This is a genomic window from Vibrio rumoiensis (assembly GCF_002218045.2).
Taxonomy (GTDB): Bacteria; Pseudomonadota; Gammaproteobacteria; order Enterobacterales; family Vibrionaceae; genus Vibrio; species Vibrio rumoiensis.
Map to the genome: position 1 here is coordinate 55,079 of NZ_AP018688.1, position 22,446 is coordinate 77,524.

Sequence of the window (22,446 nt, forward strand, 5' to 3'; positions counted from 1 at the left end):
TTAATTACCTGCTATTGCCTGCTGTAGTGCTTTAATCATTAACAAAGAAGAGGTTGCGCCGGGGTCTTGGTGACCAATACTACGTTCACCTAAATAGCTTGCTCGCCCTTTTTTCGCCAACATTTCAATCGTGGCAACCGCGTTCGTTTCTGCTAGCTCAACCATTTCATTCAATAAATGGTCAGCGCTCATGCCATTTTCTAACGACGCCTTCACGCTAACTAAAACGGGTAACCAAACATCACACATGGTTTTATCACCCAGTTCCGCTTTACCACGAGACACCACGCCATCCACACCGCTTTTTAGTGCATCAACCAACTCTTCAAACGTTAGTTGCTCTCGAGTTCCGACAGCGGCAGCCGTGCGAATAAACAGCGTGCCATACAGCGGGCCACTTGCCCCACCGACACTAGAAAGCAAGGTCATGCCCGTATTCTTGAGAATGCTGCCGATATTTTGGTCCGCAAATTGCGGCAGTTTTTCCGCGACTTTTTTAAAGCCTCGGTTCATATTGAGACCATGGTCTGCGTCACCAATATCACGATCAAGGTCGGTCAGAAAATCTTGATTCTCTTGATACGTTTTTGCACATAGCTCTAACCAGTGAACGATATGTTGTTTTTCAATTTGCATGTTTGCTCCCCCCTGTTACCACTTGATCGCGGCCGTATCGACAGGAGCATCAAACAGCTCCAACATCTCTTTATCTGCTTTCAGCAACGTAATTGAAACGCCTTCCATATCGAGTGACGTACAGAAGTTACCAACCATATTACGCACGATACGGAACCCCGCTTGCTCGCAGTTATGAGCAAGACGGCGGTACACCCCGTAAAGCTCTGAAGTTGGCGTACCACCCATACCATTCACCATCACAATGTAGTCGTGTTCAGCAGCAAAAGGCTCAATGCTGGATTCCACTTCACCCCATTCACCTTCGTCACGATTCCAAATACGCAAAGTGCGCTGATAAGGTGTGTTTTCAGCAACTTCAGTAAACATTTCATCCACTAACGTATCGACATCGGTGTATTTCACTCGCTTGATACCTGGTTCACCATGGATACCAACACCAAACTCCACTTCATCATCTTCCAGAACAAAAGATGGTTTACCCGCCGCTGGCACAACACAAGCATTAAGCGCCACGCCAAATGAGCGACAGTGATTATTAACGCGACGAGCCAGAGCTTCACATTGCTCCAACGAATAACCTTTGTTCGCGGCAGCCCCAACTAACTTCTCAACCAATACCGTTCCAGCAACGCCACGGCGACCAGCGGTATACAAGCTGTCTTTGACCGCAACATCGTCATCCACCAACACCGACCCAACTTTGATGCCATCGGTATGAAGCAGCTCCACGGCCGTTTCAAAATTCAATACGTCGCCGGTGTAGTTTTTAATGATAAATAGCACGCCTTCTCCAGTATTCACTTGGTTGCCACATTCGTACATTTGATCAGGCGTAGGTGAAGTAAATACCTCACCAGGGCAGGCGCCTGTCAGCATGCCTTTACCAATAAAACCTGCGTGCAAAGGTTCATGACCACAGCCACCACCAGAAACCAATGCCACTTGCCCCGGCGTTTCCTCATGCCACATGTAACGAGGCTCGTAGTTGGCTTTTAGCTCAGGGCGGGACAATGCCAGGCCTTCCATTTGCTGCAATACAACATCATCGACTTGGTTAATTAACTTTTTCATCGTTCTATCTCATTCCATTTATATTTTTATGTAGGGTATGAATTCATCTTAAACAGAGAAAAAACGTGCTCAACAAAAATCAATCCGTTTCATATTGAAACAACGACTTCGGTATTTTTGTTTCAATATGAAACGAAAAACGACGAATTCGCTTGAATAGTGATCGGCGCCATAAAGCATACTAATGCTTATTACTTCTGACAGTCGGTTTGACACCGAGGTCATAAAAGCATGGAACAAAACCAGAGATATCCTTCACCACTTACCTCACCAAACCTAATATAAACCTTATCGCTACAATGGATTTTCATTGCAGTCCAAAACACACATAAAAAAGGTTAAAGGTTTGAATTATGGACAAAATTATTATCAGCCCAAGCAAATACGTCCAAGGTGAACAAGTACTTACATCTATCGCTCACTATGTGAAAACATTAGGTGAACGTCCGTTAGTCATTGCCGATGAGTTCGTGACTAACCTGGTTGGTGATGACGTCAAACAAAGCTTTGCTGACGAAAAGCTTCCACTCACTATGAACATTTTTGGTGGCGAATGTTCACGCGTTGAGATTGAACGCATCACGGACATTTGTGCCACTCAAAAACACGATGTCATTGTCGGTATTGGTGGCGGTAAAACCTTAGATACAGCTAAGGCCGTTGCGTTTTACACCAAAATTCCTGTCGTGGTGGTTCCTACGATTGCCTCGACTGATGCGCCAACCTCTGCTCTTGCGGTGATATACACACCTGAAGGTGAGTTTGCAGAATATTTGATGATCCCTAAAAATCCAGACATGGTCATCATGGATACATCAGTCATCGCCAAAGCCCCTGTTCGCCTACTGGTATCGGGGATGGGCGATGCGCTCTCCACCTACTTTGAAGCTCGTGCCAACATGACCTCTGGTAAGGCAACAATGGCAGGTGGTTTAGCGACGCGTTCAGCGCAAGCTCTTGCGAAGCTCTGTTATGAAACCTTGCTTGAAGATGGTGTAAAAGCAAAAGCTGCGGTAGAAAATGGTGTGAGCACCAAAGCGGTAGAAAATATTATTGAAGCCAATACATACCTAAGCGGTATAGGTTTTGAAAGCAGTGGCCTAGCAGGCGCTCACGCTATTCATAACGGCCTAACCAAGCTCGAAGAGTGTCACCATCTCTATCATGGTGAGAAAGTCGCGTTCGGCACACTTGTTCAACTGGTGCTAGAAAACGCAGCGATGGAAGAGATTAATACGGTTCTCGCCTTCTGCCGATCGGTAGGTCTACCAACCAACTTATTTGATATGGGCGTTAAAGAGCTTAATCACGATAAATTGCGCGAGGTCGCCGAAGCTTCAACGGCCGAGGGAGAAACCATCCACAATATGCCATTCCCAGTGACGGCAGAAAATGTCTACTCTGCAATTCTAACCGCTCATCAACTGGGCCAATAACCCAAATAAAAACGAGTTTGAGTCTCAAAAGGCAAGCCAAGGTTTGCCTTTTATGCTTCAACGGACTTATCACTTCCATTGACACCTGCCGATGGCAACATCAAAACAAACCGCGTCCTGTCTTTATCTGATGTTACTTTTATCTGTCCTTCATACGCTTGCACGATAGATTGGGTAATCGACAAACCTAGCCCTGCACCGACGCTACCTACATGTTGGCGAGATTTATCTGCGCGATAAAATCGGTCGAAAAGGTACGGTAAGTTTTGCTCGGCAATGGAGTCACCTTGGTTGCTGACCGATATCGTAACCCATTCATCAACCTCTTGAACGTCAATCACAATGGTTGAATCAGCATACGCATGGCGAATCGCGTTGGAGAGCAAGTTGCCCACCGCACGCTCAAACATGTTTTTGTCCATATAGAGCTGACCGTCGCCTGAGTTCACGATTCGAACCTCGGCATCTTCGGCCAATATTTCAAAATACGCGACCAAGCGGTCGATTTCCTCCCGCACCGCAAACACTTCGTCATGGCGATGAATGAGCTTGTTTTCAGCCTTGGCAATGTAGAGCAAATCGTTGATGGTTTTCGTGATGCGGTTGAGTTCTTCTAACGTTGAGGCAATCGCATCCTGATATTCCTCAGGCGTTCGACATGCACCTAAAATGACCTGATTTTGCGTAGTAATGTTGGTGAGTGGCGTTTTTAACTCATGTGCTATATCAGAAGAAAACTCGCTCAAGCGGCGAAAACCAGTTTGCAACCTATCGAGCATCGCGTTGTGTTTGTTGGCTAACTCGCGCAGTTCTATTGGCAACGAATCTGGGTCGAGACGAATGCCCATTTGCTCTGGGGATATCTGTTGAATGTGCTGATTCAACCCCACAATCGGCTTCAACCCACGTTTTACAATCCAACCGCTCAACGCGGAAGAAATCACAAACGCCAAACCGAGCGCCCAAAACAAAATCCAGTCGAGTTTATCCAAAAACAAAATATGGTGGTTGATACTCATGCCGAGCACCACCTGATACTCCCCAGCTTGAAACGCAAACGCGCGGATATTCAGCGAGACCTCACTCCATTCGATGGCGCACTCGTGATTTAAAACCTGAGGTGAGCTAATGCTATAGGCTCGGTTCTGAGGAATCGTCAGGCTCGAATTCTGATACACGTTCTGCTTGCCTTCAAACACCCACATGTAGAGCGTGCTGTTATTGGGCTTCAGACCCCGTTACCTGTTCTCGCTTGGTTGCTTGTTCACTATGAATCAAAAGCCACTTCTGAGATACCGAGCCATAATCAGCGTCAATCCAACAACCCGAGTAGCCATTGCCGATATGGCTCAGCTGCTCTGGCTCAAGGTTCATTAAGGCCTCTTTGGCTGATTTAATGGTCATTGGAACACGCGTAATAAACTTCTATTGTTGCTCATCCAGTGAACGAATGCTCTCTTCGGTGTATAAAGCGGCATCGGCGATGAAGTAGCGACTGTTTTGAGCTGCCTTCAGGCAATGAATATGCCGTTTAGTGACTTCTGAGAATGCCTTAGCATCATTGGTGTTACCACTAAGCGCTTGCATGTAAACAGGCAGGCCAGCTTGATTTTCGCAAATCAACTCAAGGACCACTTGATTTAGCTCTGGACGGTGGTCTCGGCTGTAGCCTTTTACCAGCTTGATGGCATTAAGATCTTCGTCCTGGGCATATTCACCATCGACATGGAAGCTAGTGATATCAAGGTGTACAGAGTCTGTTTTAAGTCCTAGCTTATCAATGACATGCTCTGCAATCGCTTGATAAAGTGCGGAGACATCTGCTTCATATAAAGCATCTAACGTGCGTCCGAGTACATCGTCCGTTAAATGGTGAGCTTCAATATCTTTAGCAAGCAACTTGGCAACAGGCTTCGTCTCGAAGAAGTCAGAAAACATATGCAGCGTTCTGCTGTGAAAGCCAAGACCATTGAGAATCATCGCCAAGACCGCATCGCCATGTGAAACGTTATGATCCGAGTACTTGGGAATGACGCGATCAATAATACCAGGTAAACCGATTTCATGGCAGAAAGCAGCGATCAGCCCTAAGTGATCTAGGCGTTTAATGACAGGTTGAGCAGCAGACATAATAAAGTGACCGTTAAATAACAGTAATAGATCAAAATTGGGGATCGCGATCAAGAGGTCTGTCGCACTAACATTTGTAAACGATCACTGGATCACATTGTTTTAATTCTGAAATTGGCTGCGGAATGAAGGTTAAATGCACCATAAAAATAGAAAGGAAAATCAAAAGCAACCGCTTTGGTCATTGTCCAACATAGCTGAAGTAACTTACTTGCCAGGTGAATCAAGTGACCAAAGGTGGCCCGAATCGCTCTTATAAATCCTTCAAGAAGGAAAGTAAAAGCAAATGCTGCCCCTAAAATTACTGAAATAGTCATAATATCCATTGTTTCTCTCCTAAATGCCTATTGGCTGTTGTGTTGTCACTCTTGATATGAATTATCTTGAGTGACTATAGTAATTACAGATTCATATTCACCAAAAACGTGATTATCAATTTGTAAGAGCTGAATCAAACGTAACGTTCAAACACATTGAATAGATGCAAAAAAGCAACAAACAAAAAGTAAGTGTCATGTGAGATATCAGAAGTTGGTGCTGGATTGGTACAAGACCAATAAGTAATTGCTCAAATGAGCGATGCAAAATGATTTGCGTGTCGGTAGGTGTCTCTATATTGCGTAGTGCAATTCCACTCTCAAGAGGTGTGGATTCTAAGTGCATGGCGCAAGAAAACTAATAAACAAATATTAATAGGGGCTACTTAAAATTGCAAGGTATTGATTCATGTCATAGGTCAGAAAATAATTTCCCCCTGAAAAACTGCATTTCATAAGCCCTTGATTTTATGCCATAAAATTTCACTCATAGAATTTGCTAGTTTGAATTTGATGATATTATTGTCTTGTAGTCATGTTTTAGACCTTTTTTATCTCATTGAGACTACGCATTAAATCTAAAAAGGAATAATTGATATGTTTGATTTTCTTCAACATCTAACACCAGCTCTATCGAACGTAGTAACTATTGCGTCTAATCTTACTACTGACTACCCGATCACTATCCCAGTGATGTTTCTAACTCTGTTATTTGGTCGCAAGTTAATCTCGAAAGCGGCATTTATTATCACTAAAGTGGTTCTTTTACCGATTAATCTAGCGATCATTTTTATCACCTACTTAGTAGACCAGGCACAACTTCAACTTGATAGTCTGGTGACTAAATCTAAATCCCATTAGAACGTCAATTTCATCATTAATACACTCCGCAATGGTCACTTTCAAAAATTGGCCATTTTTTATGTAAATTGACATTGCAATATGACGCCACGATAAAAAAATGACACAGAACCTTTTAGGCTCTGTGTCATTTTAGTCTTTGAAAGGAATGAATTACTGTTCGCCAGCTTTCAAATACCCCAAATCAATTAATTGTTTTCTCATTTTTTCGCTGTGCATCATTCTAAATCCAGCTGCATAGTATTTCTTGCTCGAAACTGAAGCTGGACTTAAGCGCGTTGTTACGTGAGCTGATTGATTGAAGATGGCCAAAGCATTTTCACCCAAACTACGTCTAGCAGAAATTGTGTGATCATGATTATCGCCAAGTATAGCGTCTGATTTAGCGATAATTTTCATAACCTTATCAAATGGCCTTCCCTCGACATACCCTCTTTCTTCACGTTGAAATCGGCAAAACGGCAATGCTAAATATTCACGTATTGTTTTTGGAGTGATAAGGATCTCTCCAAATCCTAACTGGACACGTAATCGCTTCTCTAATGAAAATGCGCTTATAGCATTATTATAATCAAACTTATTTGATTCATTAATGTAAGGCTGTGCCCATGAATGATCTGTACCAGTGGTAAAATTGCAGCCAAATAAATATGCCGCACTGGAAAGAGCCAACCCGAATGAAGTGTGCTCTTCACTTGGTAATGAATCTATATCTAAATCAATACCGGTCAGTAGCTTCAAAGATAAATCCTGTGAAACTTCAACGGCCATCTGGTGACGAATAACAGAGGTTTCGATCTCAAAACCAAACGCATTTACTCCGTTTTCATCAAGGATTTGAGTTACAGCAAGTACCTCACCAACAAACGCTGCAATCTTTTCTGATTGAATAGCATCAGACGAAATTTCCACAATTAAAGACCCAACGCCTCTTTTCAGCTTGTTTGGATCAACTGCATAATTTTTATGAAGAACATCTAAACTTGGAAGCAGTTCGTCTTTGAAATCAATAGTCCAAGCGACCGTGACGTGATACTTGTTTTTATATTTTTCGACTAAAGACTCATCGGTATAGGTACGAAGTAAGTGTGTGTTCATGTTAACTCCTAGGTATCAAGTGATTGTGATCCGCACCAGCAGTTTTGGACACCGAGTTAAGTGAGTACAATCACTAACGAGGTGAACCATGACAAGCAAGAAAAAACGTATTATCCATTCCCCTGAATTTAAAGCAGAAGCCCTGAAGCTAGCAGAGAAAGTGGGAGTAGCTGCGGCAGCGAGACAACTGTCGTTACACGAATCCCAGATCTATGGTTGGCGTAAGTCAGCTAAGAGCGACACCAGCACCAGTCAGCGGGAAAAAGATCTAGCCGCTGAAGTTGCCAAACTCAAACGACAATTGGCTGAGCAAGCTGAAGAGCTAGATATAGTAAAAAAGGCCGCCACCTACTTCGCGAAAAACCTAAAGTAGATTGCTACGAATTTATGCTCGAACACCTGCTTTGCTTCAGAGTTGCCCGCATGGCTAAGGTGTTCGGTGTTTCACGAAGTGGGTTTTATTACTGGATTAAGCATCGCCACAAGGCCATCCAGCGCGAGGTAACTCGCCAAGAGCTTGATACGAAGGTCAAAGAGGCTTTTGATAATAGCAAAGGTCGTGATGGCTCAAGGCGCATCCAGAAAAGAGCTGGCTGAGAACGGTGATAGCCGTAATGTTAAAACCATTGCCGCCAGTATGAAGCGGCAGGATTTAACGCCGAAAGCGGCACGTAAGTTTAAGTGTACGACGGACAGCAAACATAAAATGCCAGTTGCTCCGAACCTGCTGGCTCAGGATTTTAAGGCAGAGGCTCCGCATCAACAGTGGGCGGGAGACATCACCTATGTTGCGACAAGCGAAGGCTGGCTGTATTTGGCGGTAATCATTGACCTTTATTCCAGGCAAGTAGTCGGTTGGTCTATGGATACCAGAATGACGGCAACTCTGGTTTGCGATGCGTTATCAATGGCCTTGTTCCGTCGAGGGTTCCCTGAGCAGGTTATCGTTCATAGTGACCGAGGTAGTCAGTACTGCTCAAAAGATTATCGAGACATCATAACTGCTTATAATCTAAAGCAAAGTATGAGTAGGAAAGGAAACTGCTGGGATAATGCTTGTGTTGAGAGCTTCTTCCATTCATTGAAAGTTGAAGCGATCCAGTATGAGCCGATCATGACGCGAGACGAGATGCGCCAAACGATCTTTGAATACATAGAGGTTGATTATAATCGGACAAGAAGGCACAGTGCTCTTGGGTATCTAAGCCCAGTTAACTTTGAAAATCAAAATGTCGCTTAATGAAGTGTCCAGTCTGGCTGGAGCAGATCATTTCTTATTTTTATATCTCATCTTCATTCCATTATTTCTCACAGAAACTTGAATCCATGTGTACGATATAAAAAAGTCTAAATTTCAAACTTCAGAATGAGCGAACCACTTTCTCATGAGTCGTAACACGCCCTTTGAGTGATCACACCACTTTCGTGAGTCGTAACGCGCACTTTGCGCATATCTAGTACGGGTTCAGTGGCATATTCCTTAAATGTTAGATCTGTATCTTGCATTTTAGGTCCAGTTTACAACTACTTAGCACTATACCCTCGTTTGAATCTTGTATATGACCTCTTCCTTGAATCGTAACGCGCCCTTTGAGTGATCAGTCTACTTTGGTGTGTCGTAACGCGCACTTTGTGCATATCTAGTGCTAGTTCAGTGGCATATTTCGTAAATGTTAGATCTGCACCTTAAATTTTAGGGTTAGTTTACAACCACTTAGCACTATGTCCTCGTTTGAATCTTGTATATGGCCTCTTCCTTGAGTCGTAACGCGCACTTGGTGTGACTCCACCTTTTTTGTTGAGTCGTAACACGCCCTTTGAGTGATCACACCACATTCGGGAGACGTAACGCGCACTTCAGGAGTGACCTCACCTTTTTTGTTGAGTAGTAACACGCCCTTTGAGTGATCACGCCACTTGTGTGAGTCGTAACTCGCACTTCAGTATATTACAGATAATGGATACCTCATCGATGTATTTCTAACATCAGATCATTAGTAAGCTAATGGCCTACCTTAAGATACAATTTCCCCCCGCAATTAATTAATTGGAATTATTATCAATACAATGTAAGGCAAATACTCACGTTATGAGAAAATTCTCATTTCTGTATAAATTGTTTCATTCATGAATTGCAGTTTTATCAATTAACACGATTTATGAAACGTGACTCACGGAGTAGATTTATGCAGGGCTATAAGCACCACTAGAGCCTTAAGCAAACTACTAATCTGATCTAGTTCACATAAATATAAATGCTAATGTCAGGTTGGGTGGGAAACAAAAATTCTCATAGTTTTATCGTTCAGCATTGTTAACACTCTCTCTATCTAATGTGCTCTATATTTTGTTTCTGCTGGTTTGTCCCTGAACAGACGCGGCATAAGAATGGGGCATAAAGTGACAAAACAATAGAGAGATAATTTATGGTTGCTTTACTTGCGTTACCTATTGTATTTGGTGCGGGTCTCCTGATCACAAAAAAATATAATACTCAAGCGGTGCTATTTGGTACTGGGCTATTAATGATGTTAATTGGTGCTTTTTCAGGCCACGTTGATTTTGTGCCTAAAGGGACAGCTAGCTCTGGCTCTGTGTTTGTCGATTTCTTCTTAGCAATTAAAGCCATAAGTTCCGGCACATTAGCGAAACTTGGCCTTATCATTATGGCTGTCGGGGGTTTTTCAAAATACATGGGCCATATTGGCGCGGCTAATGCTTTGGTATCGATTGCCACCAAGCCACTATCCATGATTAAAAATCCTTACATCATTTTGGCATTAAGCTATTTATTAGGCCAAAGTTTAAACGTATTTATACCAAGTGCTGTTGGCCTTGCCATGTTGCTATTGGTTGCGCTTTACCCAGTTTTAGTAGGCATAGGTTGTACTCCCGCCTCGGTTGCTGCTGTGCTAGCAACAACAGCTTGTCTTGATTTAGGTCCTGCATCTGGCACCGCCAACAAAGCGGCAGAAGTCATTGGTATTGATGCTGCAAGTTACTTTATTGAACATCAACTATTTATTGGCGTAATTACCGCACTAGTGATCGCTGCACTACACTTCGTATCACAAAAATATTTCGATAAGAAAGATGCAGAAAAAGGCGTTGAATATGAACTGCAAGCCAAAGAAATTGAGGTGCGCGATGCTCCTACATGGTTTGCTTTCTTACCTATTTTGCCTCTATTCATGCTTTTGGCTTTCAGTAAATTCGCTATTACCTCAGTCAAAATTGATGTCGTAACCGCTATGTTTATTTCATTGGCCATCGCGATGTTATGTGACTTTATATACTCTCGTGATGGCCGCAAAGTTGCGGATTCACTTAAAGTGTATTTAAAAGGAATGGGTGATGTTTTTTCTAGTGTTGTCTCTTTAATTATTGCAGCACAAACCTTCGTGGTTGGCTTAACAGCAATTGGCTTTATCGATGGATTATTACACTTATCATCGCACCTTGGTTTTGGTTATATGATGATGGTATTACTGATGATTGCCATTATTGGTATTACTTCTTTCTTATCAGGCTCTGGTAACGCAGCATTTTATAGTTTTTCTAACTTAGCTCCTGATGTTGCAGCACAAGTTGGCGTATCAACTGCCGCACTTGCCCTACCAATGCAATTATCTGCGGGTATCTTCCGCTCATTCTCACCGGTTTCAGGAGTTGTCATTGCCTGTGCAGGGGTTGCAAACATTCCGCCAACAGAGCTAGTAAAACGTACTTTTATCCCTATGGTTGGTGGGTTGTTAACCGTTATTCTAGTGACGTTCCTTGGTGCTTAAGCCGTTATGATGAAAAGAGAAAATACTATGCTAGGACAAAATACATCGGTTTTTGATTCCGACCTTTATTCTCCTTTATTTACTCAAAAAGAAATGAAGCAAGTTTGGTCGGATACCAATCTCATCCATTGCTGGCTACGCTTTGAAACCGCTATTGCCAAGGTGCAAGCTCAGTTAGGCATCATCCCATCTGAGGCAGCCGAAGCAATTAAGCAGGCTTGTGAAACTATCGAGATTGACTGGCAACGCTTGTCTGCCGACACCGAATCGGTAGGAATGGCAATCAAGCCCCTGATCGACCAAGTGTGTGAGCATGGCGATGACCAGGTTAAACAATATTTGCACTGGGGATGCACTACTCAAGATTTACTTGATACCAGTTTAGCCATGCGATTAAAGCAAAGCTTAACCATTATTCGTAGGCAGTTACATGAGTTAGGTGAACAATTAAAGTCTATGGCTATAGAGCATAAAGACACTGTTTGTGTCGCTCGCACTAACTCGATGGATGCATTACCAACGACTTGGGGGCTACAAGTTAGCTCCTATCTGCAAGAAATCAGCCGTCATATTGTTCGTCTTGATGCCTTGCATAGTCGCGCAACCACTGGCATGTATGGTGGTGCGGTTGGTAACCTTTCTTCTATTGGTTCTCAAGGGTTATCGGTTCGAAAAGCTTTGTTTATAGAGTTGGAATTAACTCAACCGCAAGGCCTTAATAATGGAAGTCTAGATAACATTGTGGAAGTCGTGCAATTTTTTGCTTTAATCCATGGTTCGCTTTGCCGTATAGCAAATGATGTTGAAACTATGGGTCGTGCTTCGATTGCAGAGCTGCGCGAAGGTGAAGGTGGTGGTGGCTCAAGCACCATGCCTCATAAAGCAAACCCAAGAGCAAGCAATATAATCCAAACGCTTTCTCGTATGGGATGGATGTATGCCAGCAGTGCTCCCAATATGATGGATCAACAGGATTTACGTGCCGCCTCAATGCGCATGCTCAATTGGAGCTTAGTACCTGAATCTGCATTAACCGTTTCTACCAGTCTCGAACGAGCAATACGTCTTATCAAGCACTTAATCGTCAACGAACAAACGATGAAAGATAATTTTGCTGCCTCCCGCAACTTCATCATGTCTGAAGCGGTCATGATGACATTAGCGAAAAAAGTCGGTCGTAATAACAGCTATTTAGCACTAAAAGATGCGGTGGCTCAAGCTGCAACAACCGACTCACTCGAACAAGCCCTAAGAGCTACGTCTTCTATCTCGGATATCTTGACCGACCAAGAAATCGCAGAAGCGTGTAATCCACAGAACTATCTTGGCTGCAATCAAGAATTAATCCAAGAAGCGATTCAACAATTTGAACAAGTGGCACCATAATGAGTACTCAAAACCGACTATTTATCCGTCAAGCAGGTAATACTTTGCTTAACACTCCACTGCTCAATAAGGGCAGCGCCTTTACGCTAACTGAACGTAGAAATTTTAACTTAACAGGTTTATTGCCACACAATATTGAGAGTATTGAAGAACAAGCCGATCGTGCTTATGAACAATTTTCATCAATGGCCAGTGGTATGGATCAACATATCTACCTTCGTAATATTCAAGATACTAACGAAACCTTATATTACAAACTGCTTAATAATCACATTGAAGAGATGATGCCGATTATCTACACCCCGACAGTTGGTGAAGCGTGTCAGAACTTCTCACAAATTTATCGTCGAAATCGCGGGTTATTTTTATGTTATGAAGATAAAGATCAACTTGAAGAAATGATTAACAACGCTCCAAACTCCGATGTACGTGTGATTGTTATCACCGATGGTGAGCGTATCCTTGGCCTAGGAGATCAGGGAATTGGTGGCATGGGCATTCCCATAGGGAAACTCGCCCTTTATACCGCATGTGGCGGAATCAATCCTGAATATACCTTACCGATAGTGATTGATGTCGGCACCAATAACTCTAAATTATTATCTGACCCGCTTTACATGGGCTGGCGTCACCCGCGATTATCTACCGCTCAATATGATCACTTTATTGATGATTGTCTAAAAGCATTACATAAACGCTGGCCCAAAGCATTGATTCAATTTGAAGATTTTGCTCAGGCAAATGCTATGCCTATTTTGCAGCGATACAAAGACAAACTGTGCTGCTTTAATGATGATATTCAAGGTACTGCTTCTGTCACTGTCGGAACTTTGCTTTCCGCTGCCAATGCTAGCGGTAAACCTCTAAGTCAACAAAAGATTGCTTTCGCTGGAGCAGGATCTGCAGGGTGTGGCATTGCAGAAGCTATCATCGCTCAAATGGTAAAAGAAGGCATTAGTGAACAACAGGCTAGACAACAAGTTTTCATGATCGATCGCTGGGGTATGCTAGAACAAGGAATGAGTAACTTACTGTCATTCCAACAAAAACTTACTCAACCACAGTCCATTCGTAAACAATGGAAAATAAAAGCCAATCAGGATATCAGTTTATTAGATGTTATTACTCATGCTAAACCAGATGTGCTAATTGGAGTGACTGGTGTCGCTGGTTTATTTAATCAGCAAATTATCAGTGCATTATGCGCAGGCTGTGAACACCCTATGGTGCTACCACTCTCTAACCCAACTAATCGAGTAGAGGCAACACCGCAAGACATTATTACCTGGTCTCAAGGAAAAGCGATCGTAGCAACAGGTAGCCCATTTCCAGATGTACATTACCAAGGTCAAACCTATCCAATCGATCAATGTAACAACAGTTATATTTTCCCTGGAGTCGGTTTGGGCGTCTTAGTTAGCGAAGCAACTCGTATTACCAATGACATGTTACAAGTTGCCAGTGAAGCATTAGCCGAACTATCTCCTATGGCAAACGGTAGCAACAGGTTGTTGCCACCATTACAAGACATCCAAGAAGTATCAAAACATATAGCTTTAGCGGTTGCCAAAAAAGCTATTGAACAAAAAGTAGCAGCACCTCGTTCAGAAGCACGACTTAGCAGTAAACTCGATGAGTTATTTTGGCAGGCTAAGTATGCAGAATATCGACGTATTGCATCTTGATATCCCCAACATAGTTGGATAAAAATAAACCAGAGAATTCAAGTTGAATACTCTGGTTTATCGAAAATATAAACTTAATCAAAAAGATTAATCAGCGGAGAAGGTACCAAAAAACTGAAAAAGCTCTTCCAGAATGGCAAAATTGCCCTCCCCTGCACTTTTCTCATAAGACAGATGCAAAATTAACTCCACAAACATAAACCCAGCCATTCGACTTTGGAATATCGTTTGTGTTTCACTCGGTAATACAAACTGTAAATCACTATATTTACCATAAGGGTTTGAACTAGCATTGGTAATAAGTACAACCGATGCATGTTTTTTCTTAAACCACCGAGCAATATCATAAGCCACACTATTAAATCGATAATAAGAGAAAACCACTAATACATCGTCTTTTTTAACATCGATAAGCCTTTTGGGTAATTCACCAATATCTAAATTCAGCAATGCCACATCACCGCGCATATATTTGATTAGCGTTGAAAAGTGCATCGCCATAGCTGCAGAAGATGATGGCCCAACCACATAAATTTTCCGCTCTGTATCCATAAACAAATCAATAGCCTTATCAAGGCAATCAATATTGATGCTATTGGTAAATTTATTAATGAGTTGTTGAATCTGACTAGAGAATTCATGAACTAAAGGTGGCGTGTCTTGAGGTTTCCTCTCTCGCTCTTCATGATAAATATCAATCGGAGCAGACATCTGATTATCTTTTAATCCATCTTTCAAGGCAGATTTAAATGCCGCATACCCAGTAAAGCCCAATTTATTTAAAAAGCGCCCTATTGTTGCTTTACTCACGTCTGCATTCGTCGCAAGGTCCACAATACCGTGATAGGGTAACTCACCAAAATGCTCTGCAATATATGTGTGTAAAGATTTTTCAGAATCGGTCAATTGCTCAATACGTGAAACCAATTGGCAATAACCGTGATAGGTTAACTGAATATTAGAAGTCATAATCGCAGTTCAAGTACAAACTAAAAGGGATCACATTTTAGCTCATATAAGGCTTTCATACTTTGTGAGACATCATATTGCGCGTTAAAAATTAATCAGAATGTTCATCAGGGTTAAATTGTATTCATAAACCCTTATACGGCTGTATATTAAAAAAGATATTAGTCATAACCAGACTCCGGGGGATACTATTTAGGCAGTAGAACGTAAAACTGATACATTCAAATTTTGTCGCAACCACTCGATCTAGAACATTGATAATGCAGGCCATTAACCCCAGTTTCTCACCTAGTGGACCACTGGATCTGCTTTATAGTTTAATTTGGTCGTGTTGCTCTAAATCAAGAGTGTATTGACAGAAACATACACTAAACTAACCAATTGTTATTTATATGATATTTGATGTGATTGCAAAAATACCTCGCCTCTAATTTTCTGGAAAAATGAAGGCATGCCGATTCTAAATCGGATTTATGCTATTGATTTAAATGATTTAATTTATTCTTGATTATAACGTTTTGTATAAAGTCACCACCGTGTTTGCAAAAATACCTCGGCTTTCCTTCATGCTTTTGATTTGTAAGCGTTCACCAGCAAGTTATTGACTAAGCGTTTGCGTAAAAACTGGTTTCGCTGAGGCCGAAGACATTGGGGTACGGTTGCTGTGAGATCACAGCAGTTACAATACGAGTTAGAGTCTCGAGCGAAGATATCTGCCTCTTCTTGCAGGTTTCTATGAGCGCGTGCAACCTATCTCGGAACTTATCGCCTGCATCTGAGGTTGTACCGTAGCTGATTTTTCTTTGAATAACGAACCCGCGTAATCGTCGTTCTGCTTCGTTATTAGTAAGAGGTATTTTGGGGGTGGTTAAGAACAGCCATAAGCTTTCGCTGTGCTCTTTGAGTTTTCGACATCGCCCTTGATAACGCTGAATTGGGATTTGGCTTGCGCCCTTATCAAGCCAATGATTAAAGCGACATCGTATGCGATTCAGTCGGTCGAGGTAGAGTGCTTCATCAATATGGTCAGACTCCCAACGGTGACGAGTGCGAAAAACTAATTTGCTTAGAAGTAACAGTCGTTGACCAATATTTGCAGTATGACCTCTACCTGCATAATCGGCAATTTGTTGTAGATTTCGAATAACATGCGACCAGCACAGCTGATGTCGGTCTGATGAAAGCCAGTTGTAACCGCTATATTGATCACTAACCACGATTCCACTGTAGTCTGAGTCGAGAACCGTTTTTGCTGAGTGCGTTGAACGAGAGTAGAGGATTTTCTCATACACTAAGTCATCACTCGACACTAACCAGCACCAACGTAGGCGCTCTTCGTCATTTCTCGAGTGTGACGTTTCATCAACATGCACTAGAGGCGCAGATTGTATGTTGGTTTTGATAGCTTGATGAAGTGGCGTCAGCATGGAAGCAATACGGCTTTGCGCTTCACTTATGGCACCCACTGAGAAGGTCGTACCAAACTGATCTTGCAGTAATGAGCGTATTTTTCGAACACTAAGGTGATATTGACCAGCCAGTATAGCGATATGACTCATTAGGTTGGGTCCCATAACCCCTTGAGGAGTGTCGCTTGGCTTTTGTGCTTTTACTGCCTCTCCACACTGCGAGCATTTGCCCGAGTAGAGCCGATATTCGGTAATATCTATGCGTGGCGGTGGGATTTCATGAACTTGATGGCGATAAAACGGCTTGTCACTCATTTCGAGGTCGGTGTCACCACAGCAAGAGCATGTGCTTTCAGGGTAACAATCAACAACTGTATCGGATTCTTTTAGTTCTGAGAGTTGTCGTTTATGCCCTTCGTGACCCTGTTTAGCTCCTCTCGGATTGCGACCACTAGGGCTTTGAGCTTTTTTCGTTTTTGGCCCATCGGAAGATGGGGATTTCGAAGAATTAGCGCTGCTGGCTTTTAGCCTATCTTCATAGTGGCGTAATTGCTCCCATAGCTCGGATATTAACGCATTAGCTTCGTTGATGTCCGATGCAATGGGTGGTGTTGATGAGAATTTGGATTTTTTCTTAGTCATGCAGTCAGCATGAACGCTAGGAATGATCACTCAATAGGCAAAGTGGGATCCAGTGCGAATGGTCACGTTTTTTGTGTCAATACGCTGCTGGTGAACGGTTACTTTGATTTAAGTTCACGGAAAACTTAACGCGTACAGTTTGAGTAAACCAAACAACACTTAATATGCCCAGCAATATGTTGGTTTGCCCTATGAGCAGATTCAGACAACACATCACAATACTAGCTCGGGTAAAAAAACCGATAACCACTAACGACTACAGCCCAAGGCAGCAGTGTCAATAACCAATAAAAAGTAGTCATTTTTAATATTTAATTGTATGTTACAAGTAACATACAATTAATAATTTAAGCAATATGAAAAATAAACGCCCTAGCTTACAAGATATTGCAGACGAAGTCGGTATTACAAAAATGACCGTGAGTCGCTGCTTACGTGATTCATCCAAAGTTTCTCCCGTTACTTACCAGAAAATAATGGCGGCTATTGATAAGTTAGGTTACATCCCAAATAAAGCACCTGATTTACTCTCTCACGCAAAAAGTCATGCAATTGGAGTGTTAGTGCCCTCTTTAACCAACCAAGTATTTGCTGATGTTATCCGTGGCATTGAATCCATAACAGAGCCTGCAGGCTACCAAACTATGCTAGCTCACTACGGTTACAGCCAAGAAATTGAAGAAGATAGAATCTCACATCTACTCTCCTATCATGTGGATGGGCTTGTGCTATCAGAGAGCCAACACAGTGAACGAACCTATCGAATGCTTCAAACCGCGGGTATTCCAGTTGTTGAAATAATGGATTTACAACCTTCACCCATTCATCAATGTGTTGGTTTTGATAATCATAAAGCAGGCTATGAAATAACCCGTTTGATGATTCAACAAGGCCATTTGAATATCGTTTATATAGGTGCACGATTAGATATTCGAACCCAGCAAAAATTAGCTGGTTACACACAAGCAATGCGTGAGTCAAAACTAGAACCACGTAAAATTCTAACTGATGAAGCCTCATCTTATTCCTTAGGCTCAAAACTATTACATGAAACGCTAAAACAATATCCTGATGTAGATGGCGTTTTTTGTACTAACGATGATTTAGCCGTAGGTATTGTTTTTGAGTGCCAACGTTTGGACATTTCCATTCCTGAGCAACTCGCCGTTGCTGGTTTTCACGGACATGATGTTGGACAAGCTATGCAACCTCAACTAGCCAGTGTAAAAACCCCTAGGTTAGCTATTGGTGAGCTTGCTGCCCAACAATTAATTGACAGGCTAAATGGTATAGAAAGCCAACAATCGTGTTTTGATCTCGGCTTTGAAGTGGTCAAGGGACAAACTATTTAAACGTTAAAAACTAAAGCACAAAAAAGTAGCCCTCAATAATCCAATTGAAGGCCACCTTTAATTTTATAGATATGAAACTTTTGATTAACTTATAAAAAGATAGAAATTATCATTGCAACTACCGCACCTGTAGTACCGATAATGGTTTCCATCACAGTCCATGTTTTTAATGTTTGAATTTCTGTCAAACCAAAGAAACGGTTAGCAAGCCAAAATCCTGAATCATTTACATGAGACAGCACAATAGAACCACCACCGATTGCAATCGTAACGGCAGCCAGTTGAGCTCCAGATAAACCTAATGGATCGAGCATAGGAATAATCAAGCCACAGGCAGTTAACATAGCAACGGTTGCTGATCCTTGGATAACACGCACCGCTGCTGCCAAAATAAAGGCCAGCACTACTACTGGTAACCCAGAGCCTGCTAGATAATTACCTAATGCTTCACCCACTCCAGAATCAATAAGTACTTGCTTAAATACACCACCTGCACCCGTTACTAAAATGATGATACCGGCGGGTTGTAATGCACTGCTACAAATGGCCATGATTTTTTCATTTGATACTCCACGACGCACACCTAATACATAAAATGACACTAAGCAAGCCACCATAATGGCCGTAAAAGGATGCCCTATAAATTCTAACCAATCATGCAAAGCGGTTTCTTCGCCAACAAATCGCGCTGCGATAGTCTTAAGTCCAATCATAAATAAAGGTAAGCCAATAAGGGCAATCGCAATTTTAAAGCTCGGAATACCTTGCCCTTCACGATCGGTACCATCAAACTGTGCATGCTCAGGCAGTTCAACATGTACATGTTTAGCAATAAAGCTACCCCAAATAGGCCCTGTCTCTTGATCACAAATCAAAAATGAAGTCTTGGGTTATTCGATATCCTTCAACCAAAGTCTGCAACTTAAACCATCCTTCCCATAGGGTGATCCAACTTATTCTCCCTGTTAGTTTACTATTGTTCCAACCTGCTAATTTACCTAGGCTAATGTAAGCCCAATGAATATTGGGCGTTAATTTAGGAGGTTGTACACCTTCAACTTTTATCCAAAGTAACTTCCACTCCAAAGGCGTCAATAGTGTTTCACAACTGGTATTTTTAGCTTTATCTTTATTTAACCCTACATACCTAAGTTGCTGAATCCTAATAGCAATAAATGACAATATGACAGTCATTTTTTCAAGGCTATTTTTTGTCTGCATGCGTAATGATTCGACTTTTGTCCCCCCAGACTTCCAAGCTTTATGGTAGTCCTCAATTAGCCACCTTTTCTCATAGAACTCTATGATTCGCTTTGCGTCATCAGCATTATTGATTTTTTCAGAAGTCAATAAATGCCATCTCAATGGCTCTTTAGAGCCAGTTGAGTTCTCATGGCAGCCAACATAATAAAGACTTATATCTTCAAGATTACCGCGCTTATTCCCCGGAACTTTTAATGTAACAGGTGAGTATTTGATATCGCAGTTTACTAATCTCTTTTTCCTAGCTGCTGAGGTTTTTGTTGCGCCTCTTTGAGATATGCAAATGGTTCTTTGAGCAACACTGACTAAATTTTCTGAAAAAGAATAGAGTTTATTGTTTTCCTCTGTGAGTCTCCGACTTTGCATCGAACGAACAACAAAACGATGGTTATTTTGAGTTTTATATCGAAGATATTCATAAATATCTGCTTCACGATCGCAGACAGATATAACTTTACTCATATTCGATTTAAGTCTCTTGGCAACATGAGTTGAAGCTCTTTGCCATTTAAAGCTTTCTTTATCTTCATATTTATATTCTAAATGTTTACTTCCTCTACCATGAGAGGAGAGGCTTCGGCACCAACGCTGTTGTTCGATAAGGCCCACAACATTTTGTTCATTTGGTGCAAATAACAATACAGAATGAGCCATCATCCCCCTAGCTTTTGTACTATTCCCTAAAGGGCCAAGTTCAGGGTTGACGGATTTATAACTGAAATTAAGGGATGTTGTATCTTCTAAAGCAAGCAATAAATCATAATTGTTAACGAGCTCTGCTGTAGTGTTAAATGCTGACGTTTCAATATCTTGAGCCTTAATTTTTTCATTTCGAATAAAGCGATAAGCAGCCTCAATTTTGTCCGATGTTTGTGATGATTTTACTACCGACATACCAATGTTACTGACTAAGTCAGTAACTAAAGTAACGAGTCGTTTTGTCCGTCTTTTATCACCTAGCTCAGCATTACCAAAATTATTCTGTGCCCACTCAGCAGCTTTGACAATCATGTTTATTCCTTAATTCAGACTCATCAATGGAAGATCTGATCTATGAATGTCGTTAAAGTTCCAGAAATAATGATTTGTGTATAAGAGACAGAAATAGGCCCGCCTAAAATCATGGCTGGTATAGAAGCAAGCAAACCAAATAGGATCATATAACCAAAATCAGCATTTAGCTGTGATGCAACTAATATAGGTCCAGGAGCTGGGATTAAGAAGGCTTGACAGGTCGCGATACCCGCTAAAAGTGCAATACCAATTTTAATTACACTACCGCCCCCTTTACGCACGACAGCAAAAGCAATACCAATAAGTAGAACGACCGCCACATCAAAGAACAAAGGTAAAGCACAGATAAAGCCAGTAAAGGTCATAGCCCAATTGGCATTTTTTTCACCAAAGCGATGCAACAATGTATGAGCGATTTGATCGAGTGCCCCCGTCTCTTCCATGACTTTTCCGAACATAGCACCCAATGCAACAACAACGGCAACAAAGCCAAGTGTTCCGCCCATTCCCTTTTGAATGGTGGCTGCAATATCAGCAGGATTCATTCCAGAAAATAAACCAGCAATCATTGAAACGAGTATCAACGCAACCACAGCATGCAGGCGTACTTTCATTACTAAAAATAGCAGAAGGACTATCGAGCCTAATGCTGTAATGATTAAAGATAAATCGGACATTCTCGTGTTACTCCATTAATTATTTTTTTTGGTTAACTTCACATTATTCATAGTTACGGGTAACATGTTACCCGTAACTTGTTAGAGTAGACACCATAAATTTATGGGAATATTGAAAAGTTAGATAGAGGTCAAAAAAATGAGTAACAAAGGTCTTGGTAAAGTATTTCTGATCATGGGTGTCTCTAGTACAGGTAAATCGAGCATTGGTGAATCACTCGCCAAACAGCTAGGTGCAAAGTTTATTGATGGGGATGATTTACATCCAAAATCGAATATTTTGAAAATGGTTTCTGGTCATCCACTCAATGATGACGACCGAAAACCTTGGTTAGAGCGTATTCGTGATGCTGCATTTAGTATCGAAACGAAAAATGAATTGGGTGTCATTGTGTGCTCTGCACTAAAGCGTCAGTATCGTGACCAAATATGTGAGGGTAATAAAAGCGTTAACTTCCTGCATTTACATGGTGACTTCGAATTAGTCAAACAACGTATGCTGGCACGAAAGGGGCACTTCATGCCAATTGAACTATTGCAAAGCCAGTTTGATACCCTCGAAATGCCAGCTAGCGACGAGCACAACGTCTTCCAAGTGGATATAGAGGGTGACTTTAATACTGTCATCACGCGCTGCCTTCAACAAATTGACCAAATTAAGCAGAAAGATGCTCTCGCTACTGCTACTACAGCCTAATAAGAGGTGATA

The 22,446-nt window shown here is 41.8% G+C and carries 14 protein-coding genes and 5 pseudogenes; 8 read left to right on the plus strand and 11 right to left on the minus strand.

What is annotated here, in order from left to right:
• Window positions 1-636: a dihydroxyacetone kinase subunit DhaL gene (gene dhaL / locus VRUMOI_RS18965; protein ID WP_005379705.1), complete on the minus strand. Its 636-nt coding sequence runs from the start codon at window positions 634-636 to the stop codon at window positions 1-3.
• 15 nt (window positions 637-651) lie between these two features.
• The gene (gene dhaK / locus VRUMOI_RS18970) at window positions 652-1,710 is read right to left on the minus strand and encodes a dihydroxyacetone kinase subunit DhaK (protein WP_027695153.1); all 1,059 of its coding nucleotides are present in this window, start codon (window positions 1,708-1,710) and stop codon (window positions 652-654) included.
• 353 nt (window positions 1,711-2,063) lie between these two features.
• Between dhaK and VRUMOI_RS18975 the strand changes: the two genes are divergently transcribed.
• Window positions 2,064-3,146, plus strand: a complete 1,083-nt coding sequence (locus tag VRUMOI_RS18975; protein ID WP_006742744.1) for a glycerol dehydrogenase — start codon at window positions 2,064-2,066, stop codon at window positions 3,144-3,146.
• A 50-nt stretch (window positions 3,147-3,196) separates the two neighbouring features.
• On the opposite strand, the pseudogene VRUMOI_RS18980 reads toward VRUMOI_RS18975, so the two are convergent.
• From VRUMOI_RS18980 to VRUMOI_RS18985, 3 genes and pseudogenes are all read right to left on the minus strand, one after another.
• Window positions 3,197-4,369 (minus strand): annotated as a pseudogene (locus VRUMOI_RS18980) (heavy metal sensor histidine kinase); the annotation flags it as partial.
• A 13-nt stretch (window positions 4,370-4,382) separates the two neighbouring features.
• Window positions 4,383-5,276 (minus strand): annotated as a pseudogene (locus VRUMOI_RS19345) (IS1634 family transposase); the annotation flags it as partial.
• Between the two features lie 92 nt (window positions 5,277-5,368).
• On the minus strand, window positions 5,369-5,602 hold the full coding sequence (locus tag VRUMOI_RS18985) for a hypothetical protein (protein ID WP_089139192.1): 234 nt from the start codon (window positions 5,600-5,602) through the stop codon (window positions 5,369-5,371).
• A 588-nt stretch (window positions 5,603-6,190) separates the two neighbouring features.
• Here VRUMOI_RS18985 and VRUMOI_RS18990 point away from each other — a divergent pair.
• The gene (locus VRUMOI_RS18990; protein WP_089139193.1) at window positions 6,191-6,454 is read left to right on the plus strand and encodes a hypothetical protein; all 264 of its coding nucleotides are present in this window, start codon (window positions 6,191-6,193) and stop codon (window positions 6,452-6,454) included.
• 153 nt (window positions 6,455-6,607) lie between these two features.
• On the opposite strand, the gene VRUMOI_RS18995 is transcribed toward VRUMOI_RS18990, so the two are convergent.
• A complete protein-coding gene (locus VRUMOI_RS18995) occupies window positions 6,608-7,552 on the minus strand; it encodes a hypothetical protein (RefSeq protein ID WP_089139194.1) in 945 nt (314 codons plus the stop codon).
• An 88-nt stretch (window positions 7,553-7,640) separates the two neighbouring features.
• Between VRUMOI_RS18995 and VRUMOI_RS19000 the strand changes: the two are divergent.
• From VRUMOI_RS19000 to VRUMOI_RS19015, 4 genes and pseudogenes are all read left to right on the plus strand, one after another.
• Window positions 7,641-8,792: pseudogene (locus VRUMOI_RS19000) on the plus strand (IS3 family transposase).
• Between the two features lie 1,186 nt (window positions 8,793-9,978).
• A complete protein-coding gene (gene dcuC / locus VRUMOI_RS19005; protein WP_027695125.1) occupies window positions 9,979-11,340 on the plus strand; it encodes a C4-dicarboxylate transporter DcuC in 1,362 nt (453 codons plus the stop codon).
• A 27-nt stretch (window positions 11,341-11,367) separates the two neighbouring features.
• Window positions 11,368-12,726, plus strand: coding sequence for a class-II fumarase/aspartase family protein (locus tag VRUMOI_RS19010; RefSeq protein WP_089139918.1), 1,359 nt, complete (start codon window positions 11,368-11,370; stop codon window positions 12,724-12,726).
• Window positions 12,726-14,411 (plus strand): NAD-dependent malic enzyme, encoded by a 1,686-nt coding sequence (locus tag VRUMOI_RS19015; RefSeq protein WP_089139919.1) that lies wholly within the window; start codon window positions 12,726-12,728, stop codon window positions 14,409-14,411. Before VRUMOI_RS19010 ends, VRUMOI_RS19015 begins: the two co-directional genes overlap by 1 nt.
• Before the next feature lie 87 nt (window positions 14,412-14,498).
• Here the strand turns inward: VRUMOI_RS19015 and VRUMOI_RS19020 are convergent, their stop codons facing one another.
• Entirely contained in the window at window positions 14,499-15,380 is an 882-nt protein-coding gene (locus tag VRUMOI_RS19020; protein WP_089139920.1) for a MurR/RpiR family transcriptional regulator, read from the minus strand.
• Window positions 15,381-15,985: 605 nt separating this feature from the next.
• Window positions 15,986-17,431 (minus strand): IS66 family transposase, encoded by a 1,446-nt coding sequence (tnpC, locus tag VRUMOI_RS19025; RefSeq protein ID WP_089139921.1) that lies wholly within the window; start codon window positions 17,429-17,431, stop codon window positions 15,986-15,988.
• 356 nt (window positions 17,432-17,787) lie between these two features.
• Between tnpC and VRUMOI_RS19030 the strand changes: the two genes are divergently transcribed.
• Complete coding sequence (locus VRUMOI_RS19030; RefSeq protein ID WP_089139922.1) at window positions 17,788-18,783, plus strand: substrate-binding domain-containing protein; 996 nt, start codon at window positions 17,788-17,790, stop codon at window positions 18,781-18,783.
• 89 nt (window positions 18,784-18,872) lie between these two features.
• Here the strand turns inward: VRUMOI_RS19030 and VRUMOI_RS19035 are convergent.
• From VRUMOI_RS19035 to VRUMOI_RS19045, 3 genes and pseudogenes are all read right to left on the minus strand, one after another.
• Window positions 18,873-19,637 (minus strand): annotated as a pseudogene (locus VRUMOI_RS19035) (GntT/GntP/DsdX family permease); the annotation flags it as partial.
• Between the two features lie 10 nt (window positions 19,638-19,647).
• Window positions 19,648-21,057: an IS4-like element ISPrst1 family transposase gene (locus VRUMOI_RS19040; RefSeq protein ID WP_110410729.1), complete on the minus strand. Its 1,410-nt coding sequence runs from the start codon at window positions 21,055-21,057 to the stop codon at window positions 19,648-19,650.
• Window positions 21,058-21,149: 92 nt separating this feature from the next.
• Window positions 21,150-21,737 (minus strand): annotated as a pseudogene (locus VRUMOI_RS19045) (GntT/GntP/DsdX family permease); the annotation flags it as partial.
• A 139-nt stretch (window positions 21,738-21,876) separates the two neighbouring features.
• Here VRUMOI_RS19045 and VRUMOI_RS19050 point away from each other — a divergent pair.
• Complete coding sequence (locus tag VRUMOI_RS19050) at window positions 21,877-22,434, plus strand: gluconokinase (RefSeq protein WP_038149440.1); 558 nt, start codon at window positions 21,877-21,879, stop codon at window positions 22,432-22,434.
• Window positions 22,435-22,446: the final 12 nt, after the last annotated feature.